This window comes from Ancylomarina euxina (assembly GCF_003863355.1).
Lineage (GTDB): Bacteria > Bacteroidota > Bacteroidia > Bacteroidales > Marinifilaceae > Ancylomarina > Ancylomarina euxinus.
Genome location: NZ_QQWG01000006.1, coordinates 153280 through 179290, shown reverse-complemented (window position 1 = coordinate 179290; position 26011 = coordinate 153280). Strand labels below are relative to the sequence as shown.

At 36.3% G+C, this 26011-nt stretch carries 22 protein-coding genes; 8 read left to right on the top strand and 14 right to left on the bottom strand.

Features of this window, described 5'->3' with window-relative positions; all coding sequences use genetic code 11:
- The first annotated feature begins 76 nt into the window (after window positions 1-76).
- Entirely contained in the window at window positions 77-592 is a 516-nt protein-coding gene (locus DWB61_RS08245) for a tetratricopeptide repeat protein (protein WP_125030423.1), read from the top strand.
- A gap of 129 nt (window positions 593-721) precedes the next feature.
- On the opposite strand, the gene DWB61_RS08240 is transcribed toward DWB61_RS08245, so the two are convergent.
- Window positions 722-1111, bottom strand: a complete 390-nt coding sequence (locus tag DWB61_RS08240) for an FKBP-type peptidyl-prolyl cis-trans isomerase (protein WP_125030422.1) — start codon at window positions 1109-1111, stop codon at window positions 722-724.
- Window positions 1112-1542: 431 nt separating this feature from the next.
- Here DWB61_RS08240 and DWB61_RS08235 point away from each other — a divergent pair, with 431 nt between their 5' ends.
- Together DWB61_RS08235 and DWB61_RS08230 are read left to right on the top strand one after the other, a co-directional pair.
- Window positions 1543-2418: an ABC transporter ATP-binding protein gene (locus DWB61_RS08235; protein WP_125030421.1), complete on the top strand. Its 876-nt coding sequence runs from the start codon at window positions 1543-1545 to the stop codon at window positions 2416-2418.
- A gap of 2 nt (window positions 2419-2420) precedes the next feature.
- Window positions 2421-6128, top strand: a complete 3708-nt coding sequence (locus DWB61_RS08230) for an ABC transporter permease/M1 family aminopeptidase (protein ID WP_125030420.1) — start codon at window positions 2421-2423, stop codon at window positions 6126-6128.
- Between the two features lie 118 nt (window positions 6129-6246).
- Here DWB61_RS08230 and DWB61_RS08225 read toward each other — a convergent pair whose 3' ends face one another.
- From DWB61_RS08225 to DWB61_RS08200, 6 genes are read right to left on the bottom strand one after another with little or no spacing between them, the layout of a single operon-like run.
- The gene (locus DWB61_RS08225; RefSeq protein ID WP_197091165.1) at window positions 6247-6738 is read right to left on the bottom strand and encodes a GNAT family N-acetyltransferase; all 492 of its coding nucleotides are present in this window, start codon (window positions 6736-6738) and stop codon (window positions 6247-6249) included.
- A 55-nt stretch (window positions 6739-6793) separates the two neighbouring features.
- Window positions 6794-7996, bottom strand: coding sequence for a 3-oxoadipyl-CoA thiolase (gene pcaF, locus DWB61_RS08220; protein WP_125030419.1), 1203 nt, complete (start codon window positions 7994-7996; stop codon window positions 6794-6796).
- A gap of 13 nt (window positions 7997-8009) precedes the next feature.
- Complete coding sequence (locus DWB61_RS08215) at window positions 8010-9365, bottom strand: aspartate aminotransferase family protein (RefSeq protein ID WP_125030418.1); 1356 nt, start codon at window positions 9363-9365, stop codon at window positions 8010-8012.
- Between the two features lie 35 nt (window positions 9366-9400).
- On the bottom strand, window positions 9401-10060 hold the full coding sequence (locus tag DWB61_RS08210) for a 3-oxoacid CoA-transferase subunit B (RefSeq protein WP_125030417.1): 660 nt from the start codon (window positions 10058-10060) through the stop codon (window positions 9401-9403).
- Window positions 10051-10767, bottom strand: a complete 717-nt coding sequence (locus DWB61_RS08205) for a 3-oxoacid CoA-transferase subunit A (RefSeq protein WP_125030416.1) — start codon at window positions 10765-10767, stop codon at window positions 10051-10053. The genes DWB61_RS08210 and DWB61_RS08205 overlap by 10 nt, the downstream gene beginning before the upstream one ends.
- 21 nt (window positions 10768-10788) lie before the next feature.
- Window positions 10789-12330: a hypothetical protein gene (locus DWB61_RS08200; protein WP_125030415.1), complete on the bottom strand. Its 1542-nt coding sequence runs from the start codon at window positions 12328-12330 to the stop codon at window positions 10789-10791.
- Window positions 12331-12741: 411 nt separating this feature from the next.
- Between DWB61_RS08200 and DWB61_RS08195 the strand changes: the two genes are divergently transcribed.
- On the top strand, window positions 12742-13458 hold the full coding sequence (locus DWB61_RS08195) for a hypothetical protein (RefSeq protein WP_125030414.1): 717 nt from the start codon (window positions 12742-12744) through the stop codon (window positions 13456-13458).
- A gap of 241 nt (window positions 13459-13699) precedes the next feature.
- Window positions 13700-14557 (top strand): restriction endonuclease, encoded by an 858-nt coding sequence (locus DWB61_RS08190; RefSeq protein ID WP_125030413.1) that lies wholly within the window; start codon window positions 13700-13702, stop codon window positions 14555-14557.
- 182 nt (window positions 14558-14739) lie between these two features.
- Here the strand turns inward: DWB61_RS08190 and DWB61_RS08185 are convergent, their stop codons facing one another.
- A complete protein-coding gene (locus tag DWB61_RS08185; RefSeq protein ID WP_158614384.1) occupies window positions 14740-17634 on the bottom strand; it encodes a sensor histidine kinase in 2895 nt (964 codons plus the stop codon).
- Window positions 17635-17854: 220 nt separating this feature from the next.
- On the opposite strand from DWB61_RS08185, the gene DWB61_RS08180 reads away from it, so the two are divergent.
- Window positions 17855-18157, top strand: coding sequence for an MBL fold metallo-hydrolase (locus DWB61_RS08180; RefSeq protein WP_125030411.1), 303 nt, complete (start codon window positions 17855-17857; stop codon window positions 18155-18157).
- 26 nt (window positions 18158-18183) lie between these two features.
- The gene (locus tag DWB61_RS08175; protein WP_125030410.1) at window positions 18184-18525 is read left to right on the top strand and encodes an MBL fold metallo-hydrolase; all 342 of its coding nucleotides are present in this window, start codon (window positions 18184-18186) and stop codon (window positions 18523-18525) included.
- Window positions 18526-18672: 147 nt separating this feature from the next.
- Here DWB61_RS08175 and DWB61_RS08170 read toward each other — a convergent pair whose 3' ends face one another.
- From DWB61_RS08170 to DWB61_RS08145, 6 genes are all read right to left on the bottom strand, one after another.
- Window positions 18673-20004 carry a DUF58 domain-containing protein gene (locus DWB61_RS08170; RefSeq protein ID WP_125030409.1) on the bottom strand — a complete coding sequence of 444 codons (1332 nt, stop codon included), beginning with the start codon at window positions 20002-20004 and terminating at the stop codon, window positions 18673-18675.
- Window positions 20005-20169: 165 nt separating this feature from the next.
- Complete coding sequence (locus DWB61_RS08165; protein ID WP_125030408.1) at window positions 20170-21150, bottom strand: AAA family ATPase; 981 nt, start codon at window positions 21148-21150, stop codon at window positions 20170-20172.
- 18 nt (window positions 21151-21168) lie between these two features.
- Window positions 21169-22368, bottom strand: a complete 1200-nt coding sequence (locus tag DWB61_RS08160) for a DUF4350 domain-containing protein (protein WP_125030407.1) — start codon at window positions 22366-22368, stop codon at window positions 21169-21171.
- An 82-nt stretch (window positions 22369-22450) separates the two neighbouring features.
- Window positions 22451-23203, bottom strand: coding sequence for a DUF4129 domain-containing protein (locus DWB61_RS08155; RefSeq protein WP_125030406.1), 753 nt, complete (start codon window positions 23201-23203; stop codon window positions 22451-22453).
- A complete protein-coding gene (locus tag DWB61_RS08150; protein ID WP_125030405.1) occupies window positions 23196-24044 on the bottom strand; it encodes a hypothetical protein in 849 nt (282 codons plus the stop codon). Before DWB61_RS08150 ends, DWB61_RS08155 begins: the two co-directional genes overlap by 8 nt.
- Before the next feature lie 26 nt (window positions 24045-24070).
- Complete coding sequence (locus tag DWB61_RS08145; protein ID WP_125030404.1) at window positions 24071-25048, bottom strand: stage II sporulation protein M; 978 nt, start codon at window positions 25046-25048, stop codon at window positions 24071-24073.
- A gap of 176 nt (window positions 25049-25224) precedes the next feature.
- On the opposite strand from DWB61_RS08145, the gene DWB61_RS08140 reads away from it, so the two are divergent.
- Window positions 25225-25947, top strand: coding sequence for an RDD family protein (locus DWB61_RS08140; RefSeq protein ID WP_158614383.1), 723 nt, complete (start codon window positions 25225-25227; stop codon window positions 25945-25947).
- Window positions 25948-26011 lie beyond the last annotated feature (64 nt).

The following is a 26011-nucleotide window of genomic DNA, read 5'->3' as shown; positions in this document are numbered from 1 at the left end:
AAATACAGGCCTATTATGCTTGTTTATATTAAAAAATGGTTTGTTTTGCAGTATTAAATATTAAAAAAACACTATCATGATAAGAAAATACCTTTGGCTGATTATTGCTGGAATTTTATTTTTAGGATCTATTTACCTTTTTGTAGAGGGTATGATATCGATGGGCATTTGGTCGCTTTTAGTTTCTGGTTTGTTCGTTTTATTCCATTTCAAGAATATAATGAATCTACTAGCCTTTTATTTTGTTAGGAAAAATAAGTTTGAAAAAGCCGCAAGCGTATTAGCCAGAGTAAAACATCCCGAAGGAATGATTAAGGAGCAGGAAGCTTATTTCTACTATCTATCAGGATTAGTCGAATCACAAAAAAACAACAGTTCAAAGGCTGATAAGGCCTTCAAGAAAGCACTGAAAACGGGTCTTAGACTAACAACCGATCAGGCAGTTGCAAAATTGAACTTGTCAGGTATTGCTTTGTCACAGCGTAATAAGAAACTAGCTAGTCATTATTTGGTGGAAGCCAAAAAACTGGACAAGAAAAAAATGCTATCGGCACAAATTAAGGAAATTGAAGCCATGATGAAACGCATCTAAGTCTTCACTTAAGATAAAAATATTCAGACCTGACAGGACCGATAAATCGGGCTTGTCAGGTCTTCTTTTTTGAATTGATTTGAAATTGGAGTGAGACTTTAATCTGAAGTCAAATTTCAAAAGAAGGACCTAATTAACCGCAATGAGATGAATGTCGAAGATTAGTACCGAGCCAGCAGGGATGGATCCATTGTCTTTATTTCCATAAGCCAAATGCGAAGGTACAAATAGAACGCCATCACCACCCTCTTTAAAAAGTTGTAAACCTTCGATCCATCCTGTTATAACCTCAGTCAGATTAATCTCTAATTTGTCATTTTGGTCGAAAATATCACCATTTATAAAATAACCAATATATGCAATCTTGATATACGAATTGATGTTGGGTTGTGCGCCTTTTCCTTCATTGTTTATCAGGTAATATAAGCCTGTATCAGTTTTCTGAGCATCTAGTTTGTTATCGGCAATATAGGCTTTGATTTCTTCTTCGTTTTTATATTTGAAATTGCGCTTTTTCATGTTTTAATAACTTCAAGTTTGTAAAATGTTGTTTCAGGATTCGAAACAGGTGTAAAATTAAGATTTTTATTGTTGATAATGACAATTTCAGTCTAAGCTGAGATTTTTTTAATGTACAAAACCAGAAAAGATCTAGACATTTTGTAATTATGGCTAATTTATTATTAAACAGAAACCGCTAAAATGGTTCATTTGAGATAATACTCAATTTAAAGAGTAATCACATGTTTTTATATGAAAGAACAAGGGCTTTATCGAAATTATTTAAGTTGACACATTTGACAGTATTAATGTTAGTTTATATTGTTTAGGTTTGTTTAGTAACTAACCTACACTCATGAAAGCGCAAGTGATAACTGATTGTGAAACCAGTAAAATTTGAAGGTGGGTTTAGGTGTTTTAATTAATGAATAACCCTAAATATAAAATAGATGGAATTAATTATTGAGAATCTTACTAAGACTTATAGTAATGGTGTTAAGGCTTTAAACAATGTAAATATAAAAATTGGAGCAGGTATGTTTGGTCTCTTGGGACCCAATGGTGCCGGTAAATCGACGCTAATGCGCACCATCGCTACCCTTCAGGAAGGCGATTCTGGAAGCATCGTATTTGATGGTGTTAATATCATGGAGGATAAGATGACCCTTCGCAACTCGCTGGGTTATTTGCCTCAATCATTTGGTGTTTATCCAAAAATGTCGGCCGAAGATTTGTTGATGCATTTTGCTGAACTTAAGGGCATTTCCAATAAGCAAGAACGAAAAGAGATTGTTGAAGCTGTACTGGAACAGACTAACTTGACCGAAGCTCGTAAGAAAAATGTGGCAGGTTATTCTGGAGGAATGAAACAACGTTTCGGTATTGCTCAGCTTTTGCTCAATAACCCAAGACTTATTATTGTTGATGAACCTACCGCTGGACTGGATCCTGCAGAGCGAAGTCGTTTCCTTAATGTTTTGCGTGAGATTGGAACCAATCATATTGTTATTTTCTCAACCCATATTGTTGAGGATGTTAAAGAGTTATGTACCGACATGGCTATTATGAATGGTGGTGCGATCCTGACTCATCAAACACCTCGTGAGGCTGTTGAGCAAATAAAGGGTAAGATGTGGACCAAACGAATCGATCGATCTGCGCTTAATGAACACAAAGATAGTTTCGAGATTCTATCCAGTAAGTTTAATGATGATAATAGTATGAATATCAACGTTTACTCAGAAACTCAGCCTGACGAATTATTTATTCAAAAAGAGGCCGATTTAGAGGATGTTTACTTTGTTACACTAAAAAACGTTAACTAATCATGGGTAAATTTATAACTCTATTTAAATTCGAACTAAAATACTGGCTTAAGAACCCAGCTACCTATATTTATGCAGCTGTGCTGCTTATTATCTCAACATTGATAATGGCTGGTAGTATTGGTGTATTCGACAGCAAAACAGCCACAACGGCTTCGGTTCGTTTGGCAAACTCGCCCATTGCGTTATTCAATATGTTTGGTATTCTAACTTTGGGATATTTCCTATTGCCATCTATTGTTGGAGGTTCTGTGAATCGTGATTTTAGCTCCGAAATGCATTCCATTCTATATTCTTACCCTTTTAAGAAATCAGAATATATTTTGGCTAAATTTCTTAGTTCAATTGTTATCACCTTGGCAATTTTCTTGGTATTTGGCCTTGGTTTCCTTATTGCTCCCTTATTGCCAGGCGTAAATCCCGAAATGCTAGGACCTTCACGTCCATTGGCCTTTTTACAGATATATGGTTTGGTTGTTTTACCCAATATTCTTCTATTCGGAGCTATTGTTTTTGCTGTGATCACATTTAGCCGAAATCTGGGTGCTGGTTTCGTTACGATGATCATCCTGTTTTTTGTACAGGCGATATCGCAGAATTTAATGGGAGAGCTTGAGAGTAAGACTTTCGGGGCCTTGCTCGATCCCTTTGGTGCGTCTGCCATAACACACGCTACCGAATATTGGAATGTAGCCGAGCGCAACACCAATTTGTTACCAATGGGTGGCTTGGTTTTAATTAACCGACTTATCTGGTTTGCTGTATCCATGTTGATTTTTGCAGCAACTTACTTTAAGTTTCAATTTACACAAGAAGCATTATCCTTCCGATGGTTCTCTAAAAAGAGTGCTGTTGTGGTCAAAGACAACTTTAATAATTTAAGGGATATAAATTTGCCTAAGGTGACTATTGATAACAGTTACTCTTGGAATCTAAAGTTGATGTGGAATATCTCAATTATGAACTTTAAGTTCATTATCAAGTCGGTTCCGTTTATGGTACTTGTGGCTTTCGGTATTCTGTTTATGGTTATTGGACATACAACAACCATGAGTCTTTTTGGTACAACAACCTATCCTACAACCTGGAAAATGTTGCTGATTCCAAGCTCTATGTTTAGACTTTTTCTCTTACTGATTACCTTTTTATACTCAGGTATGCTTGTTCAGCGTGAGCGCCGTGCAAAAATGTTCGAATTGGTCGATGCGACTCACACACCTAACTGGGTGCAATACTTCTCTAAATTTATTGCCTTAATAAAGGTACAGATTCTTTTATTAGTCGTAGTAATGGCTACTTGTATTGTTATTCAGATTTCAGAAGCTTATTACGAAATTGAGCCTCTGCATTATTTTATGGAGCTATTTATATTAATGTTGCCAGTCTATATTGTGTGGGCTGCAATTTCACTATTTGTACAATCGCTCTTATCTAACTTTTACATCGGCTTTTTTGCTCTGTTTATATTTTCTATTCTTAGTCCGTTTTTATCAAAGCTGGGTATCGAGCAACAAATATTTAACTTCAATTCAGGACCGGGCTTCACTTATTCCGATATGAACGGTTATGGCAGCAATATTCCAGCCTATCTATTTTACAGATTGTATTGGTTGCTATTTTCATCGGTATTGTTAATTGCTGGTTTGGCCATATGGCGTCGTGGAATTCGCGAAACGGTTAAGATTCGTTTCCGTAGAGCCAAAGAGAACCTAACTCGCACATTGTACATCTCACTTACTGCTTGTACGATTGGTTTTGTTGCAATTGGTGGATTTATTTATTGGTTCGATAATATCAAGAACGAGCATAAATCAGCAAAAGAAAGAGAGCTTGATCAAGTAGAGTGGGAGCATAAATATTCTAAGTATTACAATATCGTTCAGCCACGTATTACTGATGTTAAAGTCGATGTGGATTTGTTTCCTGAGACCAACGACTTAAAAGTTCAGGGTCGCTATATTGTTAAGAATAAATCTAATGAAGCTATAGATTCAGTTCATATCAACTATACCTATAAACACACGACAATTGAGTTTTCGCGCCCTGCCGATTTGGTAAGTAAGGATACGGTGTTCCAATACAATATTTATAAGCTTGATAAACCGCTTATGCCTGGTGATTCGTTGAAATTGAGCTTTACGATGAGAAATAGAACGATTCATTTCTTAAGAAATAGTTCTCCAGTTTTGGCTAATGGAACTTTTTTTAATAGTGGAGGTCTTCCAAGCATTGGCTATTCACGTTCGGGTGAGCTTAAAGACAATACTGTACGTAAGAAATATGATTTACCTAAGCGAGATCGTATGGCGCCACCAACTGATACAACATCTCTTGGGAACACTTATATTTCGGAATGTGCCGATTGGGTGAATTTTGAAACGACTGTAAGTACAGCTGCCGATCAAATTGCTATTGCGCCGGGTTATCTGCAAAAGAAATGGATCGAAGGTGATCGAGCGTATTTTCATTATAAAATGGATTCGCCAATTCTTAATTTCTATTCATGGGTATCAGCAAAATATGAAGTTTATACCGATAAATATGAGGATGTCAATATTGAAATCTATTACCATAAAGGTCATGATTATAATATTGCCGATATGGCTGATGCCTTAAAAGCGTCACTCAAATATTATGGAGATAATTATAGTCCATATCAACATCGACAGGTTCGTGTCATTGAATTTCCTCGAACTATAGGGTCTTTTGCTCAGTCCTTTCCCAATACCATTCCTTTCTCAGAGGCTATCGGATTTATTGCTAAGGAAGATAAATCGGATAAAGGAGCTGTCAACTATGCCTATCATGTAACGGCACACGAAATGGCGCATCAATGGTGGGCACATCAGGTGATTGGTGCCAATGTTCAGGGAGCAACTTTAATGTCTGAGAGTTTGTCTGAATATTCGGCCATAAAGGTGTTAGAGCAGAAATATCCAAAAAGCAAAATCCGTAAGTTTATGAAAGAGGAGCTAAATAGCTACCTAAGAGGACGGGGATCTGAAAGTGTTAAAGAGCAACCATTGATGTATAATGAGAATCAGCAATATATTCACTATAATAAAGGTGCTGTAGCCATGTATGCGATATCTGATTATATGGGCGAGGCTAATCTTAATAAAGCACTTAGTGAGTATGTGTCTGATGTTGCTTTTCAGGAGCCTCCATATACGACTTCGCTTGAGTTTGTTGATTTGATGAGACGTCATATGCCGGATTCTCTGGACTATGTGATTACCGATATGTTGGAGACCATCACACTGTTCGATAATAAAGTTGATAGTGCTTATGTTAGTAAAACTGAGGATGGTAAATATAGAGTTGATTTTACTGTTGAAGCTGAGAAATACAGAGTTGTTAAAACGATAAAAGAAGATGCTACTGAGGTCGAAAGTGGTGACGGTGCTGTTAAAATATCTTTTCAAACGAATAGTGATGAAAAAGAGGATAAACAGTATGTTGATATGAACGACTGGATTGACCTTGCCATTTTTGTAGAAGATGAAAATAAAGAGGAGCAGGAAATACTATTTAAGAAAGTCCATGTTACAGCTAAAGAGAATAAATTCTCCTTTATTGTCGATAAAAAACCGCACAGTGTTGCTATTGATCCTTACCATAAACTAATTGACAGAAAAACATCTGATAATTCAGAAAAGTTAAAGGAAAAAGACGATAATAAAGCTGATGAGAAAATCACGAGCTTATAGTTTTAACTAATAACACAGCAAGAATCCTCATGATTTGTCATGGGGATTTTTTTTATATCCAAATGATTCAGATTATTGAAAGATGCAAGCGATAGCAGATTGCGCTTTTAATTTAAAATTAAAGTTCTTTTTCCATTATGTAATCGTCCATTATAAAATCATTTCCAATATCTATCACAATATCTCTTACCTGCTTAAAGCCCATTTTCTCGTAGGCTTTAATTGTTTCTATATTATTTTTATTAACGGTCAGCGATAGGGTTTTATATCCCAGATGTTCTGCTGTCGTTTCAAGATAGTGCATGGTCTTTTTACCGATACCTTTGCCTCTGTATTCTTTTAGAATATAAATTTTGCTTAAGAACAAGCAGTCCGCTTTTTTGTAATAGGAGAGATAACCCACTGTTGAGCCTTGATGTGTAATTAGGTAATACAAGGCCCCTTCTTCAATCTGATCCTTTATAGCTTCTACCGATTGATATTTTTTAAGCATATAATCAACTTGTCGGGAACCAATAATATCTGTATAATGCTCTTTCCAAATGATTGAGGACAATTCTGCAATGATTTGGAAATCAGATTCGGTATTGGCGATGTTCATTTTAGTCATAGTTCCTTATTTTACTGTAGTGATCTGTGGTTTCTTCGACAGAATAAATTGTCATTTAAACTTTTTCAAGTACGAGAGCAATCCCTTGGCCAACGCCTATACACATGGTACAAAGGGCCTTTTTTGAGTTCGACCGTTGAAGCTGATAAAGGGCCGATATCACAATTCTGGCCCCGCTCATTCCCAGTGGGTGTCCCAATGCTATGGCTCCGCCCAATGGGTTGATCCGAGGATCATGATCATCAAGACCAAACTCACGAATACAGGCAAGAGCCTGAGCAGAGAAAGCTTCGTTAAGTTCGATAATATCCATATCTTTTAGCTCCAAACTCAAATGTTTTAAGAGACTATTGGTCGCTGGTACAGGGCCCATTCCCATAATTCGAGGAGGAACGCCGGCAGTTTTCATGCCTAGAATTTTAGCCTTGGCTTTTAATTTATACTTTTTCACAGCCTTTCCTGACGCAATAATTAAAGCTGCTGCGCCGTCGTTCACACCCGAGGCATTTCCGGCTGTAATGCTTCCATTTTCGCTAATCAGTGTTTTTAATGAAGCTAACTTTTCGAGAGAGCTTAATCGCAGGTGTTCGTCTTTATCTACTTTAAAAGAATCGCCTTTAGGCTGAGGAATAAGTACAGGAATGATCTCATCAGCAAGAAAATCTTTGTATTGAGCAGTATGCGCCTTTTCTTGGCTCCAATGTGCGAATTTGTCCTGATCTTCCCGGCTGATCTTAAAATCACTAGCAATATTTTCGGCCGTTTCTATCATCGATTCTGTTCCATATTCTATATCCAATGCCGGATTTACAAATCGCCAGCCAATGGTGGTGTCGTAAAATTTTTGCGATCGGGAAAAAGCATTGGAAGCTTTAGCCATAACAAATGGAGCGCGCGACATGCTTTCCACACCACCAGCAATGATTAGTTCAGCTTCGCCAGCCTTTATGGCTCTGGCAGCTGATCCAATGGCGTCCATACCCGAACCACACAAGCGATTAATGGTGGCTCCTGGTACCGTTTCCGGATAGCCGGCAAGTAGCAGAGCCATGCGGGCTACATTTCGATTATCTTCTCCTGCCTGATTGGCACAGCCCATAAGAACATCATCAATATCTGACCAGTTGATATTTTGGTTACGTTCCATTAAAGCCTTCAAGGGGATTGCAGCAAGATCGTCGGCGCGTAAAGACGATAGACATCCACCGTATTTGCCTACGGGGGTTCTTACTGCATCGCAAATATAGACATCTGTCATAGCGTTTTCTGGTTTATTTATCTAATGAATGTAATTGTGTTTTAAAACGTTTAAACATATTTAAAAGAGCCTGAGATAACATATCGATTTCTTTTTGAGTCATAACTGTTGAAAACATACAGGTAAGGGTGTTTATCATCATTATTTTTTCATCTAAGAAAAGATAATCCAGCATTTCATTGATTAATGTTTTTGTTTCACAGTTTTGATATGCTTCACGATAGCTAGTCGGCGCACTTGGTTTTAAATGTAATCGAAACATCGAACCAGTTCCAGTTATGGAAACAGGAACGTCAGCAATTTTTATGGCTTCTCTTATTTGGTCTGTGGCTTTTTGAGTTAGGGTATTTAACTTCAAAATAGCGTCTTTATTATACATCTTCATAGTAGTATGCCCTGCGGTCATGCTTACAGGGTTTGCTGAGAATGTTCCAGAATGTGGAAATAGAAGCTTACTTTCTCTAGGGTCCAAAACTTTCATAATATCAGAACGACCAGCAAAGGCTCCAACAGGAAAACCACCACCAATGATCTTACCCAAAGCTGTTAGGTCGGGTTTTACAGAATAATTTTGTTGAGCACCGCCATAGTTAACGCGATAGGTTACAACCTCATCAAAAGCGAGCAGTGCTCCATTTTTTCGGGTCCATTCATAAATCGCTTCAATAAAATTAGTTTTCCCTTCCATTAGTCCCACTCTATGTGGTACGGGATCAATAATAACACAGGCTATTTCGCTTGCGTTTTGATCCAGTATCGCCAATGTATGTTCAATATCATTGTATGGAAATATGATAACATCATTCAATACAGATTGTGGTGTACCATTGGCTACTGGCACAGAATTAGGCTGGTTGATGTCGCCCCAGTTTGCTGGATTGGCCGTTTGGCTGACCTCAGCAAAATCGTAAGTACCGTGATAGGCACCTTCGGCTTTGGCTATTTTAGGTCTGCCTGTATAGGCTCGTGCGGTTTTTATCATGGCCATTACGGCTTCTGTACCTGAATTGACGAATCGTATTTTCTCAAAGGATGGCGTTCTGTCGCACAGCAATTGAGCATAGAGAACTTCGGCTTCAGTTGCCATGGTGTATGCGGTTCCTTTTCGGATTTGTTTGATAACCGCATCTACAATATCAGGATGGGCATGTCCATGTATTAAGGCAGCCATATTGTTCCCAAAATCCAGTCTTTGAATGTTATTAATATCAGTAGCGTAACAGCCATTGGCATGACTGATATAATGAGGGTAGGGATGGTGGAAAATGGTGTTTCGACTTACACCACCAGGAATTATTTTACAAGCTTGATTGTAAATTTCTTCGCTGGTTCTTTTATGACTTAGCGAATTAATATGATCAGTATCCATGGTCGTAATAAATTGAATTAGACTGAATATTTCTTTTATTCGTACTGATTGAGCTTTGCTCCTGTTTTTTCTTGCAAGTAGTCAAAACTTATACCTGGTGCAAGTTCTCTAACAAAAAGGCTATTGTCGCAGACATCAATTATTGCCAAATCGGTATAAATGCAATTAACAACAGCTTTACCGGTTAGTGGGTAGGTGCATGTTTTAACTATTTTTGGTTTCCCATCTTTCGAACAATGGTTTGTAATCACCAATATGGTTTTTACACCTGAAACCAGATCCATTGCTCCACCTACTGCAGGGACTGAACCTGGCTTGCCAGTAGACCAGTTGGCAAGATCTCCTGTTTCTGAAACCTGTAAGGTCCCAAGAACACAGATGTCGATATGCTGGCCTCTAATCATTGTAAAACTATCGGCATGGTGAAAAAAACAGGCGCCTTTTATCGTTGTGATCTTCTTTTTTCCAGCATTGATGAGTTCTGGATCCTCTTGCCCTGGTTCGGGCACAGGGCCCATGCCAAGTAGTCCATTTTCGGTATGATAAATCACTTCTCGGCCTTCAGGTACAAAGTCCGCAACTAATTCTGGTAGACCTATGCCAAGATTGACATAGGCGCCATCAGGAATATCTAAAGCTACCTTTTGGGCCATCTCGTTCCTGTTCCAACCTTTTTTGTTATTTTCTAACTCCATGGATACCTCCTGTTTTCAGATACAAGTTTTGCTTCATCAGCAGGATGACTGACTTCCACAAGTCTTTTTATAAAAATACCAGGCGTTACAACGCATTCAGGATCAATATCGCCTAGTTCTACTATTCTTCTTGTTTGAACGATAGTATTGTTGGCAGCTGTGCACATAATTGGACCAAAATTACGAGCCGTCTTATTGTAAATTAAATTGCCATACCGATCAGCGGCTTCACATTTTATGAGAGAAAAATCAGCTTTAATGCCATATTCTATGACGCAGGTCGTTTGATCAAAAGTTCGACACTCTTTACCTTCTGCCAATGGGGTATTTACCGATGTTGGTGTGTAAAAGGCTGGAATACCCGCACCTCCAGCTCTTATCCTTTCTGCTAATGTACCTTGTGGCACGAGTTCCAATTCGATTTCTCCTTTAGTATACAAGTCGGGAAAAACAGTGGAATTGGCTGTTCTTGGAAAAGAACAAATCATCTTCTTAACCCGTTTGTGTGCAATTAGGGCAGCAAGTCCAACCTCACCACTTCCCGTATTGTTGCTTACAATAGTAAGATCTTTAGCTCCCTGATCAATAAGAGCGTGGATGAGCTCAATAGGGCTGCCTGCATTACCAAATCCGCTAATCATGATGACGGCTCCGTCAAATATATCTGCAACCGCTTCAGTCGTTGACTTTACAATTTTATTTATCATTATCTATGATGTTAATCGTCATTATTCTTTCATCCTTTTTAGTAGAGCTTCCAGTTTGTCGTTTTCTATTTGTATCAGTTCATCCTCGTAGAAATGTTTTTCTCCCTCAAAGGGGATAAGGTTTTCAACTGTATTTTCAAGTTCATCATATTTGGCTAGAAACACCTGATCCATCCATTCCATATTTCTCGATTCGTTGAATTTTAAGGCAAAGGCTTTTTGTCCATTAATCTCAACCGTGCCAAGAATTGAAGTTTTGCCTGCTGATGATGTCATCGTAATGTAGCGGGAAGGGCGATTGATTGAAGGTAGCGAACGGTAAATTTTATTAAACACCTTATTTATTTCAGAGAGGGGAACCGTAAAATAGTGGTGCTCGCCTGTTGGTCGTGCACAGTAGATAGAATGGAAACCTACTGATAACATGGCAAACACATTTCCAAGATCAATCCAGTTTTGAGCAGAGCGCTCTATATCCACTTGACCATTTTTATCGGTAAATAAACTGATATGGTTCATCATTGGACTTTGACTTTTTACTACAGCTCCATATAAGCGCAGTCTACGTATTGCAGCAATGGTTGCTGGATTTAAAACTTCTCGGGGGGTCGAAAAGTGTGACATCCATACGACCTGTACACCATGGTCAGTTAAGGTTTTGAATAGATCCAGAATTCTTTTGTAATCCTTTGTTAAAAACATTTCAGGTTGATAGCTTAATGCTCTGGATCCAATTCGTAAGCTTTTAATATGAATAAGCTCCGGATCTTGAATTAAAGGCAGCGTATAATCTCTGAGTCTTTCATAGGGCATGTAGCCAGCATCGCCACCGGTAAGTAGCATATCAGTTACTTCTTTATGTTTTTTTAAGTAATCATGTACTGGTTTAATATCAAGCTGATTAAATATGTCTTCGTCACCTCTCACCTGGGCGTGACGAAAACAGTAGGTACAGAAGGAAAAACAAGATTGGGTTGTTTGATCAAAAATAAGCTGGCACTGCGGGTATTTGTGCTGACTGCCTTCCAAAATGACCAGTTCACCCTCTTCATTTTCGAACCAAGGTTTGTTTAATTGTTGTTTGCCATCGTGGGGGTTAGTGTTTTTTTTGATATAATTTATGATTAAGGTCTTTTTAGCCTCTTCAGTTTTAGCCTCATTATATGCTTGTACAGTATGCGGGTGTATCATCCCAGGCTGAGGAAAGACAAGTTGAAAAAGAGAATCATTCTCAAAATTTTGCCAGTTTATGGCATTTAAGACAAACTTGGTTGCCAAAAAACGATACACAAGAATGAAAAGCTCCCGTTCTTGAATAAAACCAATATCAACACCATGATTATTGAGTATCTCAATAATTTCTCTAAATCCTTTTAGTCCTGAGTAATGATTTCTCGTGTCAAACATGCGTTTGGAGGATTCCAGAATTCCAGAACTTTTTGCATAATTGGAATGTAAACGGTTTAATAAGCCTAAAGGTAAGAGGTTTTCTTTTTCAATAATTGAAGTTGCCTCATCACTTAAGTGGTGTCTCTCCAAAATGCTTTTTAATGTATCTTTCATAATCCACTAAAATTTTATTTCTGAAAATAGTAGTCTTTAGAATTCACAAAGCCCTACAGGTTTTGTAGATTCAGGAATGTCTTTCTGCAAAAATACATTTCCTAAATGCCAATTCATCTATAGAATTATTTGTCTGTTAAACTACTTATACCTATCAATTTACAACAATATGCTAAAAATGCCATCTTTTAATTAGTAATATTAATTAGCAGATGTAAAATCTAATGTTTGCGTCTATTTGAAGCGAATTATCTCGAATAAAATTTGAAAATCGGTATTGAGGATGAAAAAAATAATGCAGAATACGCCAGAAAGATCAGGATCATCCAGTGTATCTTTTGTAACTTATGATGGATACTTTAACAGATAGAAACCTTTATTTTTCAATTGATCAACGAAGCTATACAATCAATGGTACTAAAACCTCCCAATAAAAGCACAAATATTTTTACTGATATTAGGTATTTCTTAATACATAAACCAGAGGTACCTACATTAATTCACTTTGATACTATTTTGGAGAGGGAGAATTATACCTATCGTATTTTACAACGTCTTGGTGTGGAGGTTAGTTCTTTTAAAATACTAAATATCCATAAAATAGGTATAAACGCACCTGCAAAATATATTTTTGAGGAATTACTTAAATGGGATGGTGATTCAAGTTGTTGGCCAAATCATATTGCTAGAGTTGTTGACAGGAATAATAGTCTGGAAAATCTTTCCATTTATTTATTTGGCTGGATAAATTTTCCCACATGGATTAAAAAGAGTTTGTTGGGAAGAAATTTTATTCCCTTGTTCAATCTCAATGCGATTAGTATAAAGAGGATTCCTGATCCCGTAGGAACTGATAATGCGAGGTATTTGTTGTACAAGAGCAGAGGAGGTTATCCGATTGGTGTTTTTACAATGTATTTGCGATCTTCAATTCCTGATCTGGAAGAAACGGAACAGGCCCAGTTATTTCTGATGGTAGGATTTAACTTTTATGGCAAAGAAAAATGGTCTAACAGAAATCTAATCAATAGAATGTGGGAAGCGATACACGATAGGGTCACATTGAATGTTATGAACCGCTTTAAGCAGTTATGCGAATGGCGATTCGAAAAATTGAAACAGGGTTGATAAAGGATGACTTGATTTATCATCAGTTTAATATCAAAATTCAAACCTTCTCTTGCCCTGATTTTTATGAGTAGTTTATTTGATTTGTCAATATAAAATGCTTTAGATGAAAATTGACAGACTTGACAGTATTAATTTGTCAGAAGATTGTATAGATTTATATCAATTTGGTTGAATAGAGAAAGACTCTATATTGGAATTCATACCTAAAGAGAATTTGAACAATCTTAGTACTATATATATGGATGCAATAACATCGTTAAAAAATAAACTTATTCTTGTTAAAAAGGCATCGGGTGATGATGAACCATTTGATGTAGTAAAACTGCAAAACTCTTTGCGAAATGCAGGGGCAGAGCATTCCACCATTTTAAAGATAGTAACTGACGTAAGTCTTTGGATCTACTCGGGTGTAACGACCAAACAAATTTATTCGCGCGCTTTTAAAATATTGAGACGTGAAAGAGCACACTCAGCTATGCGTTATAGGCTGAAAGAAGCCATTTTTGCTTTGGGACCAACCGGATACCCATTTGAGCAGTTTATTGGACAGTTATTCGAAAAGCAAGGGTATAAGATTGAGGTAGGTATAGTGGTTGATGGTTACTCTGTGACTCACGAAATGGATGTGATTGCTAATAAAGAAAGTGTTCAGATTTTAGTTGAGTGTAAATACCACAAAGATCAGGGGAAGCAGGTAAGTGTTCAAGTTCCATTATATGTAAGATCTAGGGTGAATGATATTATTCGCAAACGAGAAGATATGCCTGAATATCAAAACGTATCTTTTAAGGGCTGGGTGATAACCAATACGCGTTTTACGCCTGATTCAATACAATATGCAAAATACAACGATTTGCATCTTTTAGCTTGGGATTATCCTCAAAATAAGGGTTTAAAGTTTCTCGTGGAAGATTTGAAGTTATACCCTATTACTATTTTACACAAGCTTAATAGAAAGGAAAAACAGGTTCTGATTAAACAAGGCATTATAATTTGTTCTCAACTTCTTAATGATATGTCGCATGTGCAAAATTTAAATTTGACTAAGAAAAAAGAAGCGGCTTTGTATCAGGAGTTAATGGATATTTGTATTTAATTATAATGCCACATGTTTTAAAGAAATATAGTTTGTGAGCAAGATATAAAACCAAATGCTGGTTTTTACTTGATGTTTTAAAGGGTAAATTCTTCGAACTTTTAGGATTTAGTTATCCGAATTTTTAAATTAGTACAAGTTTATTGTCAAATCTACATTTAATGAGTTCAGATAAGTGGTGATTAATTAGATAGAATGAGATCTGGTTCCAGTGGAATCCAAACAGTAAATTCTGAGCCTTTATTTACTTCTGATTCTACCTCGATATGGCCATTAAGCAGTTCGGTGTATTTTTTTGCTAATGATAAGCCGACACCCGTTCCTCCAAATTTTCGAGCTTGAGAATCATCTTCCTGTCTGAAGAGATTAAAAATAATATTCTGTTTGTCGTGTGAAATTCCTATTCCTGAGTCTTTTATGAAAAATTTTACGTAAGGCATATTTTCTCTGTTCTCTATCAGATAACCCAATGCGACTTCTCCCTCTGGCGTGAATTTTATGGCATTACTAAGCAGATTATAGAGTATTTTGAATAATTTATCCTGATCAGATAGAATACTAATGTCTTGATCGGTTAATGATGGCTTAAAATTTATAATTATTTTTTTGTAATTATTTTGATATTGTTCACTATGCAGTTTGTCTAATAAGTTTAAGCATAAGTCATGCGCCTGAAATTGAGTTATGTTAGTTGTTATGTTTCGACCTTCTAATTGGGTTACATCTAGAATGTTATTTATAATACCTAGCAAATCGTTACCACTTTGATTGATGAGTTGTGCAAATTCAATGGTCTCCTCTTTTTTTAGTTCTTCATTTATTAATCCCGAAAATCCGATAATGGCATTTAAGGGAGTTCTCAACTCATGAGACATAGCCGAAAGGAAAGCCGTTTTTAAGCGATCAGACTCCTGAGCTTTCAAGAGTGCTTTTTTTAGATCATCTTCGACCTTTTTTCTTTGCACAGAAATACTAATTTGGTTGGAAACAAATTCTAAAATATCAAGATCTTTCAGGTCGTATGCCTCTACGTCTAAATAATTTTGTATTGATATTACTCCAATTGCCTTCCCTTTTATCAACAGAGGAACCCCCAGCCAGGCTTTAGAACGCTCCCCAACAGAAATAACTTCACCATTGTCTTCCAACTGGTTTAAAATTTTGCTAGTGACCAATTTTGAGCATTGTTGCAGTAGGACATATTTGGTCAGACTTTTTCCAGCAGGAAAGGACCGAAAGTTGATTTTTTTGTCTGCAGAGTAAGGCACTGTAAAGTAATCATTTTGTTCGTGGTAAAGCGCCATGTAAAAATTGCTGGTATCAATTAAAGATTTTAAATGCAGATGGATTATGCCGATTAAATCATGAAGATTTTCGCTGATATTAGCAGCTTCAGAAATTTTGTAAATAACGTTCTGGAGGTTTTCATAGTGTTGTTGTTCAATAAAGGAGGATAGATGTTGACCAATGGTTTTGAGCAAGTCATTCTCTTCCTTAAGGAATGGGTTCGTATCTGATTCTTGATTGAAACAGACCTGAACTTTTCCAACCAATTTTTTGCCATTGTGAAGAGGACTCTCTAGCATCCATGGACCATTACAGTAGTTATCTGTTTTATATTCTATTCCATAGAATATAATGGAACAGCCTGTTATTTCAGGGTACTGAAAACCACTGGGAATAACATCTACTACCTTGTTGCAGTTATCATCTGGGTGGTTTTTGTGTTTTTCTAAAGCTTGAGTCAGTTGGTGTATACATTGTAATTCTTTAACCCTTTGTGTGATGGTCCACTTGGACTGTTCCCTTTCAGTTCTATCAATACTATACTCAATCACTTGAGATACGTTGCCTTGTTTATCAAATATAGGGTGGCAATGTACTTCACAAGGGTATTTAACACCCTCCTTATTGGTATGTATGTGTTCAACAATGCATGATTTTTTTGTGTCCATTACAATTTTCAAAGGGCAGGGATGCTCTGTACCACAACATGGTGTTTCAAGCTTATGACTAAGCTTGTAGCAGGTTGACTTCTGTGTATTGTTTGAAATCGCTCCTGCGTGATTTGAAAGGGAAACTGAATAGTCTTTTACGTTAATTACGTGGAAAGGGTAACTTAGAGAGTTTAAAACTGTTGTTAAGAATTCATTCTGTTTTTGAATTTCTTGCTCATGTTTTTTTTGTTCACTAATATTGATAGATGTTCCCCTGTAACCTAATAGTTCGCCTTCTGGGTTAATAATTGGCACCCCAAAAGTGCGAAACCAAACTATTTCACCATTTTTATGTAATTTTTGATTTTCAAAATCAGTAAAGGCTTTTCTTTTGTTGAATAAAGAAAATATAGTCTTCTTATAAGCCTCTATATTTGGTTCAGGATATGATTCGTAAAAATATCTTTTCCCTATAAGTTCAGATGGATGGTAGCCTAAAATTTCGTTTACTTTCTTACTCGTGTAAATATATTTTCCCTGTGGATCTATTTCCCAAATCCAGGCTGCTGTATTTTCAGCAATATGGCGAAAACGATTCTCACTCCTCCTTAATTTAGACTCCAAATGGACACGTTCAATTTCTGAGGAAACTCTGGAAGAAAAAATCTGAATAACATCCTGAACCAATATGGGTGATTTCACGGCTTGTAAAAACATGCAGACTATGAGTCCAATAGCTTCGTTTTTAGAATTAAAAAGAGGAATACCGATATAAGATTCAATACTATTTATCTTAAGGAATTCATCTTGAGGGAATTGCTTTACCACATCGATGGGGTAAAAACAGGGCGATTTACCGACAACATTTTCACAGGGTGTATTTTTAAGTTGGTAAGAAATGTTCTCGATAATCTTTCCTTTTTCACTGAGTGCAAGGGTATCGATTGTGTTTATTTTATCTTTGTCAAGTTCTCCAATGAAAGCATAATCTGCACCGAGTGAATTTGCCAGTTGAAGGACCATTTGCTTGAAGTATTCCTGTCCATATTCAGAGGCTGTATTTTCAAATACCATGCGAACGGTATCAGCAATTTTGTATAAATCGGTGTTGATAAGTTCTGATTGGGTACGTATTTTCATGGTATGCTGAAATTGTTTAAAGTAACTGTAAGTCGGTGAGTGAATATAGTAAATAATTAGCATAACAAATGAGAGTAATGTTAAAAAAAACAAATTGTCAACTCTTCTGTTAAGTCTTGATTAGATTATCAAAAAGATAATTTATTTGTGCTATTCCACATTTCCACATATATTTATGTGTCTGAATTGTTTAGGTTGATCTTAACTGAAAAATATAGCTATGAAGAAGATATTTGGCGTCATCTTATTTGTCTTAACTTTTTGGGCGAATTCATTTGCCGGTGATCAGTATATGATGCAAATGATTGATATTGAGCATGGTAGTGGATTTTGGCAAAACGGCTATGTTTTATACAATACTATAACGCGAGATGCGCTTATTGTAGATCCAGGTCAGATCGATCAGCAAATTGAAAGCTTTATTCATGATAAAAATCTGATTGTTCAGGCTATTTTCAATACGCATGGACATGGCGATCATGTGGGTGGTAATGCTCATTATCAGGAGCTTTATAAGGTGTAATATATGCTCATACCAAGGAGACCTATATGTATCGGGATAAGAATGCAATCTCATTTTTCTATGAAAACGCGATTCCGAGTATAGAGGGGTTTGCCAATATAAAAGTCTATCACATTCCTGGGCATACACAAGGCAGTATTGCTTTGCATATAGCCGATATTCTGATTACAGGAGACACCTTACAAAGAGAGGGAATAGGCAGCACACCAGGTAGAACCGATAAAGGTGATGAAAAATACACGCAAATGGAGCTGACAAGTATCAAAACCCAATTGATGGTTCTTCCAGGTAGCACTTTAATTTATCCCGGTCATGGATATGAGTCGAGTATAGGCTATGAAAGAGATAATAATTCTTGGTTGAATTAACTGTTCCTTCTGAGAATTTGATTCAATAATTCATTATTAGAATGTAAGTTTGCTTTGTTTTTTATTATAGGATACATCAGGTATTATAAGTAGAAAAAGCTGTTCTTAAACGAACAGCTTTCTTTGTATCTTATATTTCACAAATTATTAAATAAGTCCTCTGGCTTTCAATTCCAGATATTTATTGAGGGTATTTATCGTAACATTTTCTGGATCGCTCAATAAAGAATGAATACCATATTTTTCCAGTTCTTTTACAATTTGTTTTTTGTCGTAGATGAATTTTTCACCAATGGTTTTGATATAGATTTCTTCTTGTGTTTTAGCTGGTTTTTTGATCAATTCTTTAATCTCTGAATTAGAGAAGAATACAACGACAAGAAGATGATGACGCGATAAAGCTGTAAGGTAAGGGAGTTGTCGTTTCATCGATTCTAAACTTTCAAAATTGGTGAACAGGATTAATAGACTGCGTTGCGGTATACGATGACGAATGGTAGCATGTAACAACTCGAAATTGGGTTCAGAATAGGACGTTTTCTGATTGTAAAGTACTTCCATAATTTTTAGAATATGGGTACGCTGGTTGTTTGCTGGTACAATAGCTTCAATCGCCTTGTTGAAGGTTATCAATCCTGTTTTGTCCTGTTTTAAACTGGCTGAGTTTGAGATAACCAAACTGGCATTAATGGCGTAGTCCAATAGAGATAGGCCATTAAAAGGCATTTTCATTGATCGGCCCATGTCTATAATTGAGTACACGGGTTGTGATTTTTCATCCTGATACTGATTCACCATTAACTGGCTTTTTCGAGCTGTAGCTTTCCAGTTGATGGTTCGGTAATCATCACCTCTAACGTATTCTCGTATCTGATCGAATTCCATTTGATGCCCAATTCGGCGAACTTTTTTTACCCCGACTTCACTTAATCTATTCGAAATCGCTAAAAGTTCATATTGTCGCATTTGCATAAAGGATGGGTAAACAGGTAGGGTTCTCTTTTTTTCTTCCTGATATCTACGTTGTAGTAAACCCAATGGTGTCGCAGCAAATAAATTGATATGTCCAAATTGATATTCCCCTCTTTCTACTGGTCGAAGGTTATAGCTAATGGTTTTTACATGTCCTGCTTTTAAGCTGATATTCGATTCAAAATCCCTCATTTGAAACTGAGGGGGTACTTCATCTATGACCTTTATTTTTGCAGTAAAGGGGTAGTTGTTCTCAATATTTATATCAATTGGGTTTTCATCTCCATTTGATAGTTTTTCAGGGCAAATTCTCTTCCCGGATAGTCCTTTTTTGCTACGATATAGCATTAAACTATCCACAACAACTAATGCTAAAAACAAGAGAAGACTGATTTTAGCAAATGGGAAAAGTATTGGGATAAAATGCCCAAGTAGAGCTAGAACGACAATGCCGATCATACTCATATAGAACCGTTCGGTTAGATATAGCGATTTGATGAAATTCATCTGCTTTTTTTGTATGCTATAATGAAATAGAGGTGAAGCTCTTTTTCAATTTGAATTAGTTGGCCTTTAATATTTTATTACCCTTATAATATATAAGGGACCTCAAAATTGATAAATCCATGATAATGAATTAGCCCATGGGCAAATCTAAATTGGTCTTTAATACTAACGAGGAACTTCAATACCTTCGATAATATGAGACATGACCTGAGCAGAACTCACACCTTCCATTTCCTTTTCCGGAGTTAGAATTAGGCGGTGATGCAGACATGGTATAGCTATTTCAAGTATATCTTCTGGAGTTACAAAATCGCGTCCCTGTATGGCAGCAAAAGCTTTTGAAGCAATCATTACAGCAAGAGAAGCACGAGGTGATGCACCTAAAAGCAGAGCTGGATGATTCCTAGTTTTGTGAACAATCGTTGCGATGTATTTGCGAAGGTTCTCATCAATATGCAATGCCTGTATGCGATTTCTAAAATTGCATATCTCGTTTACACTGATTAGAGAACTGATTTCTTCCATATCACATTTTCCTCTTCTATTGTGTTTGGTGTTGAGAATCTCCAACTCTTCTTCAAGACTTGGGTAACCCACTTCGATTTTCATCAGAAATCGATCAAGTTGTGCTTCAGGAAGGCGATAAGTTCCTTCCTGATCGATTGGGTTTTGAGTTGCTAGAACCCAGAATGGATCCTCCAATTGATAGGTTGTTCCATCCATACTAACCTGATTCTCCTGCATAACTTCAAATAAAGCTGCCTGTGTTTTAGCAGGGGCACGGTTGATCTCATCAATTAGGACAATATTTGAGAAAATAGGACCTTTATTGAATTCAAATTCCGATTTGGCCATATTGAATACTGTGGTTCCTAAAACATCGGAAGGCATTAGGTCGGGGGTGAATTGAAGACGTGAAAAATCGGCAGAAACACATTTTGCCATCAATTTTGCACTAAGTGTTTTTGCCACTCCTGGCACACCTTCAATCAGGACATGTCCTTTGGAAAGAAGGCATACCATTAAAAGGTCTAGCATTTTCTCCTGACCTATGATTACTTTTCCAATCTCTTTTTTTATCTGATTAACTTTTTGGTTTAGATCCTCAAGGTCGATTCTATTTTGAAATAGGGTTTTACTTTCCATTGGTTATGTGGTTTAATCTTATTGACAATTTTCGTAAATATATTCTATTTTGGCGTGGAAGTTTTCAAGATCCTCGTCATTAATTTGTTCATTTTTTAATAGCAATTCGGCTTGTTCAAACAGTAAAATCAGAGTTCGTTCTGATATGTTTGAGCGCAAACTGAGTTGATGCAGGTATTTTTCTTTCTCACCATGCAGTTCAATATGATACTTGCTGCGTAAGTATTCCTTTAAATGCAGAAACTTTTTTTGTGCAATATCCTTATGATTCTTTCTATTATAATAGAGACGTCCCACGGTATGAAGAAAGTCCAGACTACTGTTACGAAGCGGCTTGATTATGGGTATGCTTCGTTGTTGACGTTTGCCATCGAAATACATAAACAGAATCAAGCTAATAATAAGTATATAGTAGGCCAGTTTTATGGGAGGGCTACTAAGGATATAGGATAGAGGAGATTGGTCAGCATTTTCGGATAGAGGTTTGTAATATTCATCCCAAATTGTTGTTTGTTGGGGCAGATAGCTAAAAGCTTTATAAACCAATTCTGCATTTCTATTTAGGAGTAAATTGTAGTTTGTAAATGCTAGTGGTTGAGTGTGGTAAAATATATTCCCTTTTCCAAAAGGAATTTTAATAAACTGAATGTTGTTATTATCGTCTCGCCCCAAAACGACAACTTTTTCTTTCGGAAAGCCTAAAATTTGGCTTCGTCCATGTCCTTTTTTATATAAATAAGTCTGTTTGTTTTTGAATTCTGAGCGCTCAAAATGTTGGCTTTGCTCTTTAAGTCCTGAAATATTTTTCCAATTCAAGTTATCTTCTATCCTCAGTTTAAGAGTATCAGCAAGGTAATCACCAATATAGTCGGCAGCTATAAAAATCTGATTACCTATTTCAGCCATATGAAGTAATCTTTTACCATCCCAAGGGGCTAGAGTCAGATTTTTTGTGATATAGATGTAGTTTTTACCTGCATTAAGACTATCCTTTGCGGAATAGTTATAGATGGGCACGTACCGTGTTTCAATTTCTTGTTGAGGGAATAAATCTTTTTCGATGAGTTCAACTAGAATTTTGTCTCCAAAAGGCCTTTTGTCGTCTTTATTAAAATTAGGTGTCCAATCTATAGGTTTAGGGCCAAAAAGCTCCAGTAATACAACTAGTATAAGCAGTATTAATGCAGGAATCATGTTTCTGGAGAAGTGAAGCTTCATATTTCTGTGGATTGGTAATAGTTATTGTATGATTAAATTAGCCCGTTTTTCTGGTTTATGAGCGAAAGTGAAATTTCTGATTTTATGCCGAAGCAACTGGTTTATCCTTATTTTGCATGACTTTTTTCATATCGGTAAAATCATCTTGAATTTGAATAAAATCACCTTCTAAAATGGGGAAATTGCCATACCAAACCGCTTCGTAAAGGCGAGTCAGATCCTTGAAATGTTGATTAAGATCTTGGTCTTTGATTTCATATTGGTAATCACGGTTGGTTTTTTCCAGTTTCCAATGGATCCAGCCTGAATCGTTAAGTAGTTTCAGTATTTGTAGAAAATGAAATCGAGTAGCTTGGCGGTATGCTTTATTTCCAAGAGCTTCGGTAATCATTTTTTCCCAATCGGTTTGAGTTGGATCTTCGCTTAAACTATAAGACATTGGTAATACAGCTTTATCGGGGCGAAACAATCCCGTTAAGGAACCTCTCATAAGCACAACGATGAAGAAAACAAACAAACCACCTATCAAAACATAACGTAGAAACCATAGAAAACTAAGCGTTTTTGTAAAGCTTGAAATGAGTCGGGAAAACCACCTTTTAAATCGTTGCCAAGGTGTTTCCTGTTCTACAGGATCCAAATCGTAGATATATTCTGGCATCTGACGATATTCCTCAATAAGCCCATGACCAATCTCCTTCTTCCAGATTGGTTCTTGTCCATGATCGAAACTCAGAGTATCAGCAGATTGATTTTGTTGTGCAAAAGTAATTCCAGTTCCTGCAGTTAAGAGGAACCAGAATACTAATAATATGTATCGAAAGTTATTATTCATTTCCACCTATGGTTTCAAGCTCTTTTAGAAGATTGGCACTCTCTTTTTCTTCCACTAGGTTAAAGTATTGGAATGCTATGCCCATTATAGGGAGTGTTTGAAGCATTACTGTTCCGAGTGATGCTATTGTATAAAGCAATATCATTAAAGGCTGGTTAAGTTCCATGCCTCCGTTTTGCGTCATATGCAGAGCAGAAATACCTTGGTAAATTGTTACAGGAATTCCAAAAACCATTTGTAGTACACCAGCAATTAAACCAACGATAAACAGAATCAAAAATGTCCACCACCAATTATTCTTAATAAGTTTAAAACTACGACCTAAAGCATCGCCTAAAGATATATTTTCGAAAATACGTATCGATAATACCAAACTAAAGCAGACACCTAGGAAAATACCAGGTATTAGGAAAAATATAAAGCCTACAACTGTTAGCAAACCTACAATAAAACTGGTCCATAAAATTTTACGCGTATCCTTCATCAATTCTGTTCCTACGCGTGATAAATTGAATTGAGGTCCTTCTGCTTGGTATAATTTCATATACTCCAAAATCACACCATATACCATGGTATATGATAAAAACATAAAAACGTAACTCAATAGGATAGCAGAGTTGAAATTTGCGAATGGATCAAGAGCATTCCCATTTCCTATTGATGATAAAATCTTATAGCTTCCTATAGAAGAGCTGATGCCATATAATAGTGCGAAAGGAGCAACATAAATGATTAAAATTTTAAAAATACGTCCAAGATTTTGCTTTAGAAACAAGAATATAGCGCTTATAACATCACCAAATTCACGTTTCTCATGCAGATTAAGATAGTTTTCGTTCATAAATTAAGTTTTAATAGATAGTAAAATTAGTTTTCAGTGGTTAGCAGCTTTTGGTCTGCTTTTATTAATTGGTAGGGGTATAAAATAAAATACCAAATTATAAATGCAAAAGAAAGTAGAATGATGATCCAACTTATAATAATTGGCATTTCGGTATGTCGCGTAACAAAGCCTTCAAGAAAGCCAGCCACTATAAATAGAGGGACGGTTCCGACGACTATTTTTAATCCTTTTTTTACACCGATATTAAGTGATGTTTTACGAGGAAGGGTTTTGGTGAAAATTAAACTGTTGCCCATAACCATACCCGCACAACCGGCTAAAATGATTGCTGATATTTCGAGAGCGCCATGTATCCAGATAACACGAGTTGATTCCCAAAATAGATCGTGTTGAACGAAAAAATATTGAAAACTGCCTAACATCACCCCATTTTTAAAGAGCATAAAACCGGTTCCAAATGCTGTGAATATGCCAAAGAGAAATGCGATAAAGGCGACTTTTACATTATTAATTGTAATTTGAAGAAACATCAGTGTTTCTCCACTTTGTTTGTAAACCGCTAAAGGATCTCCCTTCTTAATGTTGTCGAGTGTCATGTTGACGTAGTTATCTCCCATGATGATGCGAACAAAATTCAAATCATTTTTGGCAGAAATAATACCTATAAGCATAGATACAACAAAGATTAAGAAGGCGTAAAGCAGCTGTTTTCTTGCATCGTACATGATTAAAGGCAATTCTCTTGTCCAGAACGTTTTGAGGCGCCCGGTTTTCATTTTCTTATTTTTGTATATATGCTGATGAACTCTAGCTGAAAGCTGATTCAGATAGATAGTTGTTTCAGATTCAGGATAGTAGGTTTGGGCATATGATAGATCATCGGTAAGTTGGATGTACAAGTCAGCTATATTATCACTCTCCATTTTCTTTGGAGAGTTTAACATTTCTTCAAACGTTTTCCATCGATTAGCGTTGTTATCTAAAAACACAACTTCCTTCATACTGTCTTAATTTGTATTAGCTCTCCCATTATCATAAAAAAAGATTTTTTTTTTATGTGCTATTATAAAGGCTTGAAATCAAGAGTTTTATTCTTTTATTTCAGGATAAGAAAGAATATTTGCTTTGATTTTTCTTTATGATAACTATCTTAGCAAAAGTAAAAAATATTATTAGAATGGAAAACATAAGAGTAGAAACTTCTCAAAACGTACAGATAAGTTATAAGGTTGCGAGCGTAGGAGAAAGAATTGTAGCATCCTTACTAGATGGGTTATTTTTGTTTGTTTTATATATGGTATTGGCATTTATTGTTGGTTCTACTGGAGGTCCGTCACCAATTTTATATGTATTTTTCATTATTCCCATGTTTTATTCCTTGCTATTTGAAACCTTTATGGATGGACAAAGTCCAGGAAAAAAAGTCATGAAAATTAAGGTAAGTCGAATTGATGGTGGTGCTCCTAGATTCAGTCATTATTTTGTTCGATGGCTGTTTCGTTTGGTTGATATGTTGTTAACTTCTTATATCTGTGCTATACTAACAGTTGTAATAGGTGGAAAAGGGCAACGTTTGGGTGATTTGCTTGCTGAAACGTGTGTCATTCGTATTGGAAAGAAAATTCAATTGGAGAATACAATACTCGAGAAGCTGCCAGAAGATTATGAGTTGAGTTTTCCAGAGGCAAGTCGATTAACAGAAAAAGATTTGCGTCTGATTAGAAAAGTTATAACACAACTGGCAAGTCTTGATGACCCAATAGAGAAAGTTCAATTTGGATTACGTGCCCGTAAAAGAGTGATGGAACAGTTAGATATTGTAACTCAGATGAAACCAGATTTGTTTTTTGTATGCCTACTAAGAGATTATAACTACTTATATCGTACCAAAAAACTGTAATATATAATGTATTGTAATTAGTGGATAAAGCTGTACTGAAAAGTGCAGCTTTTATTATTTGCTC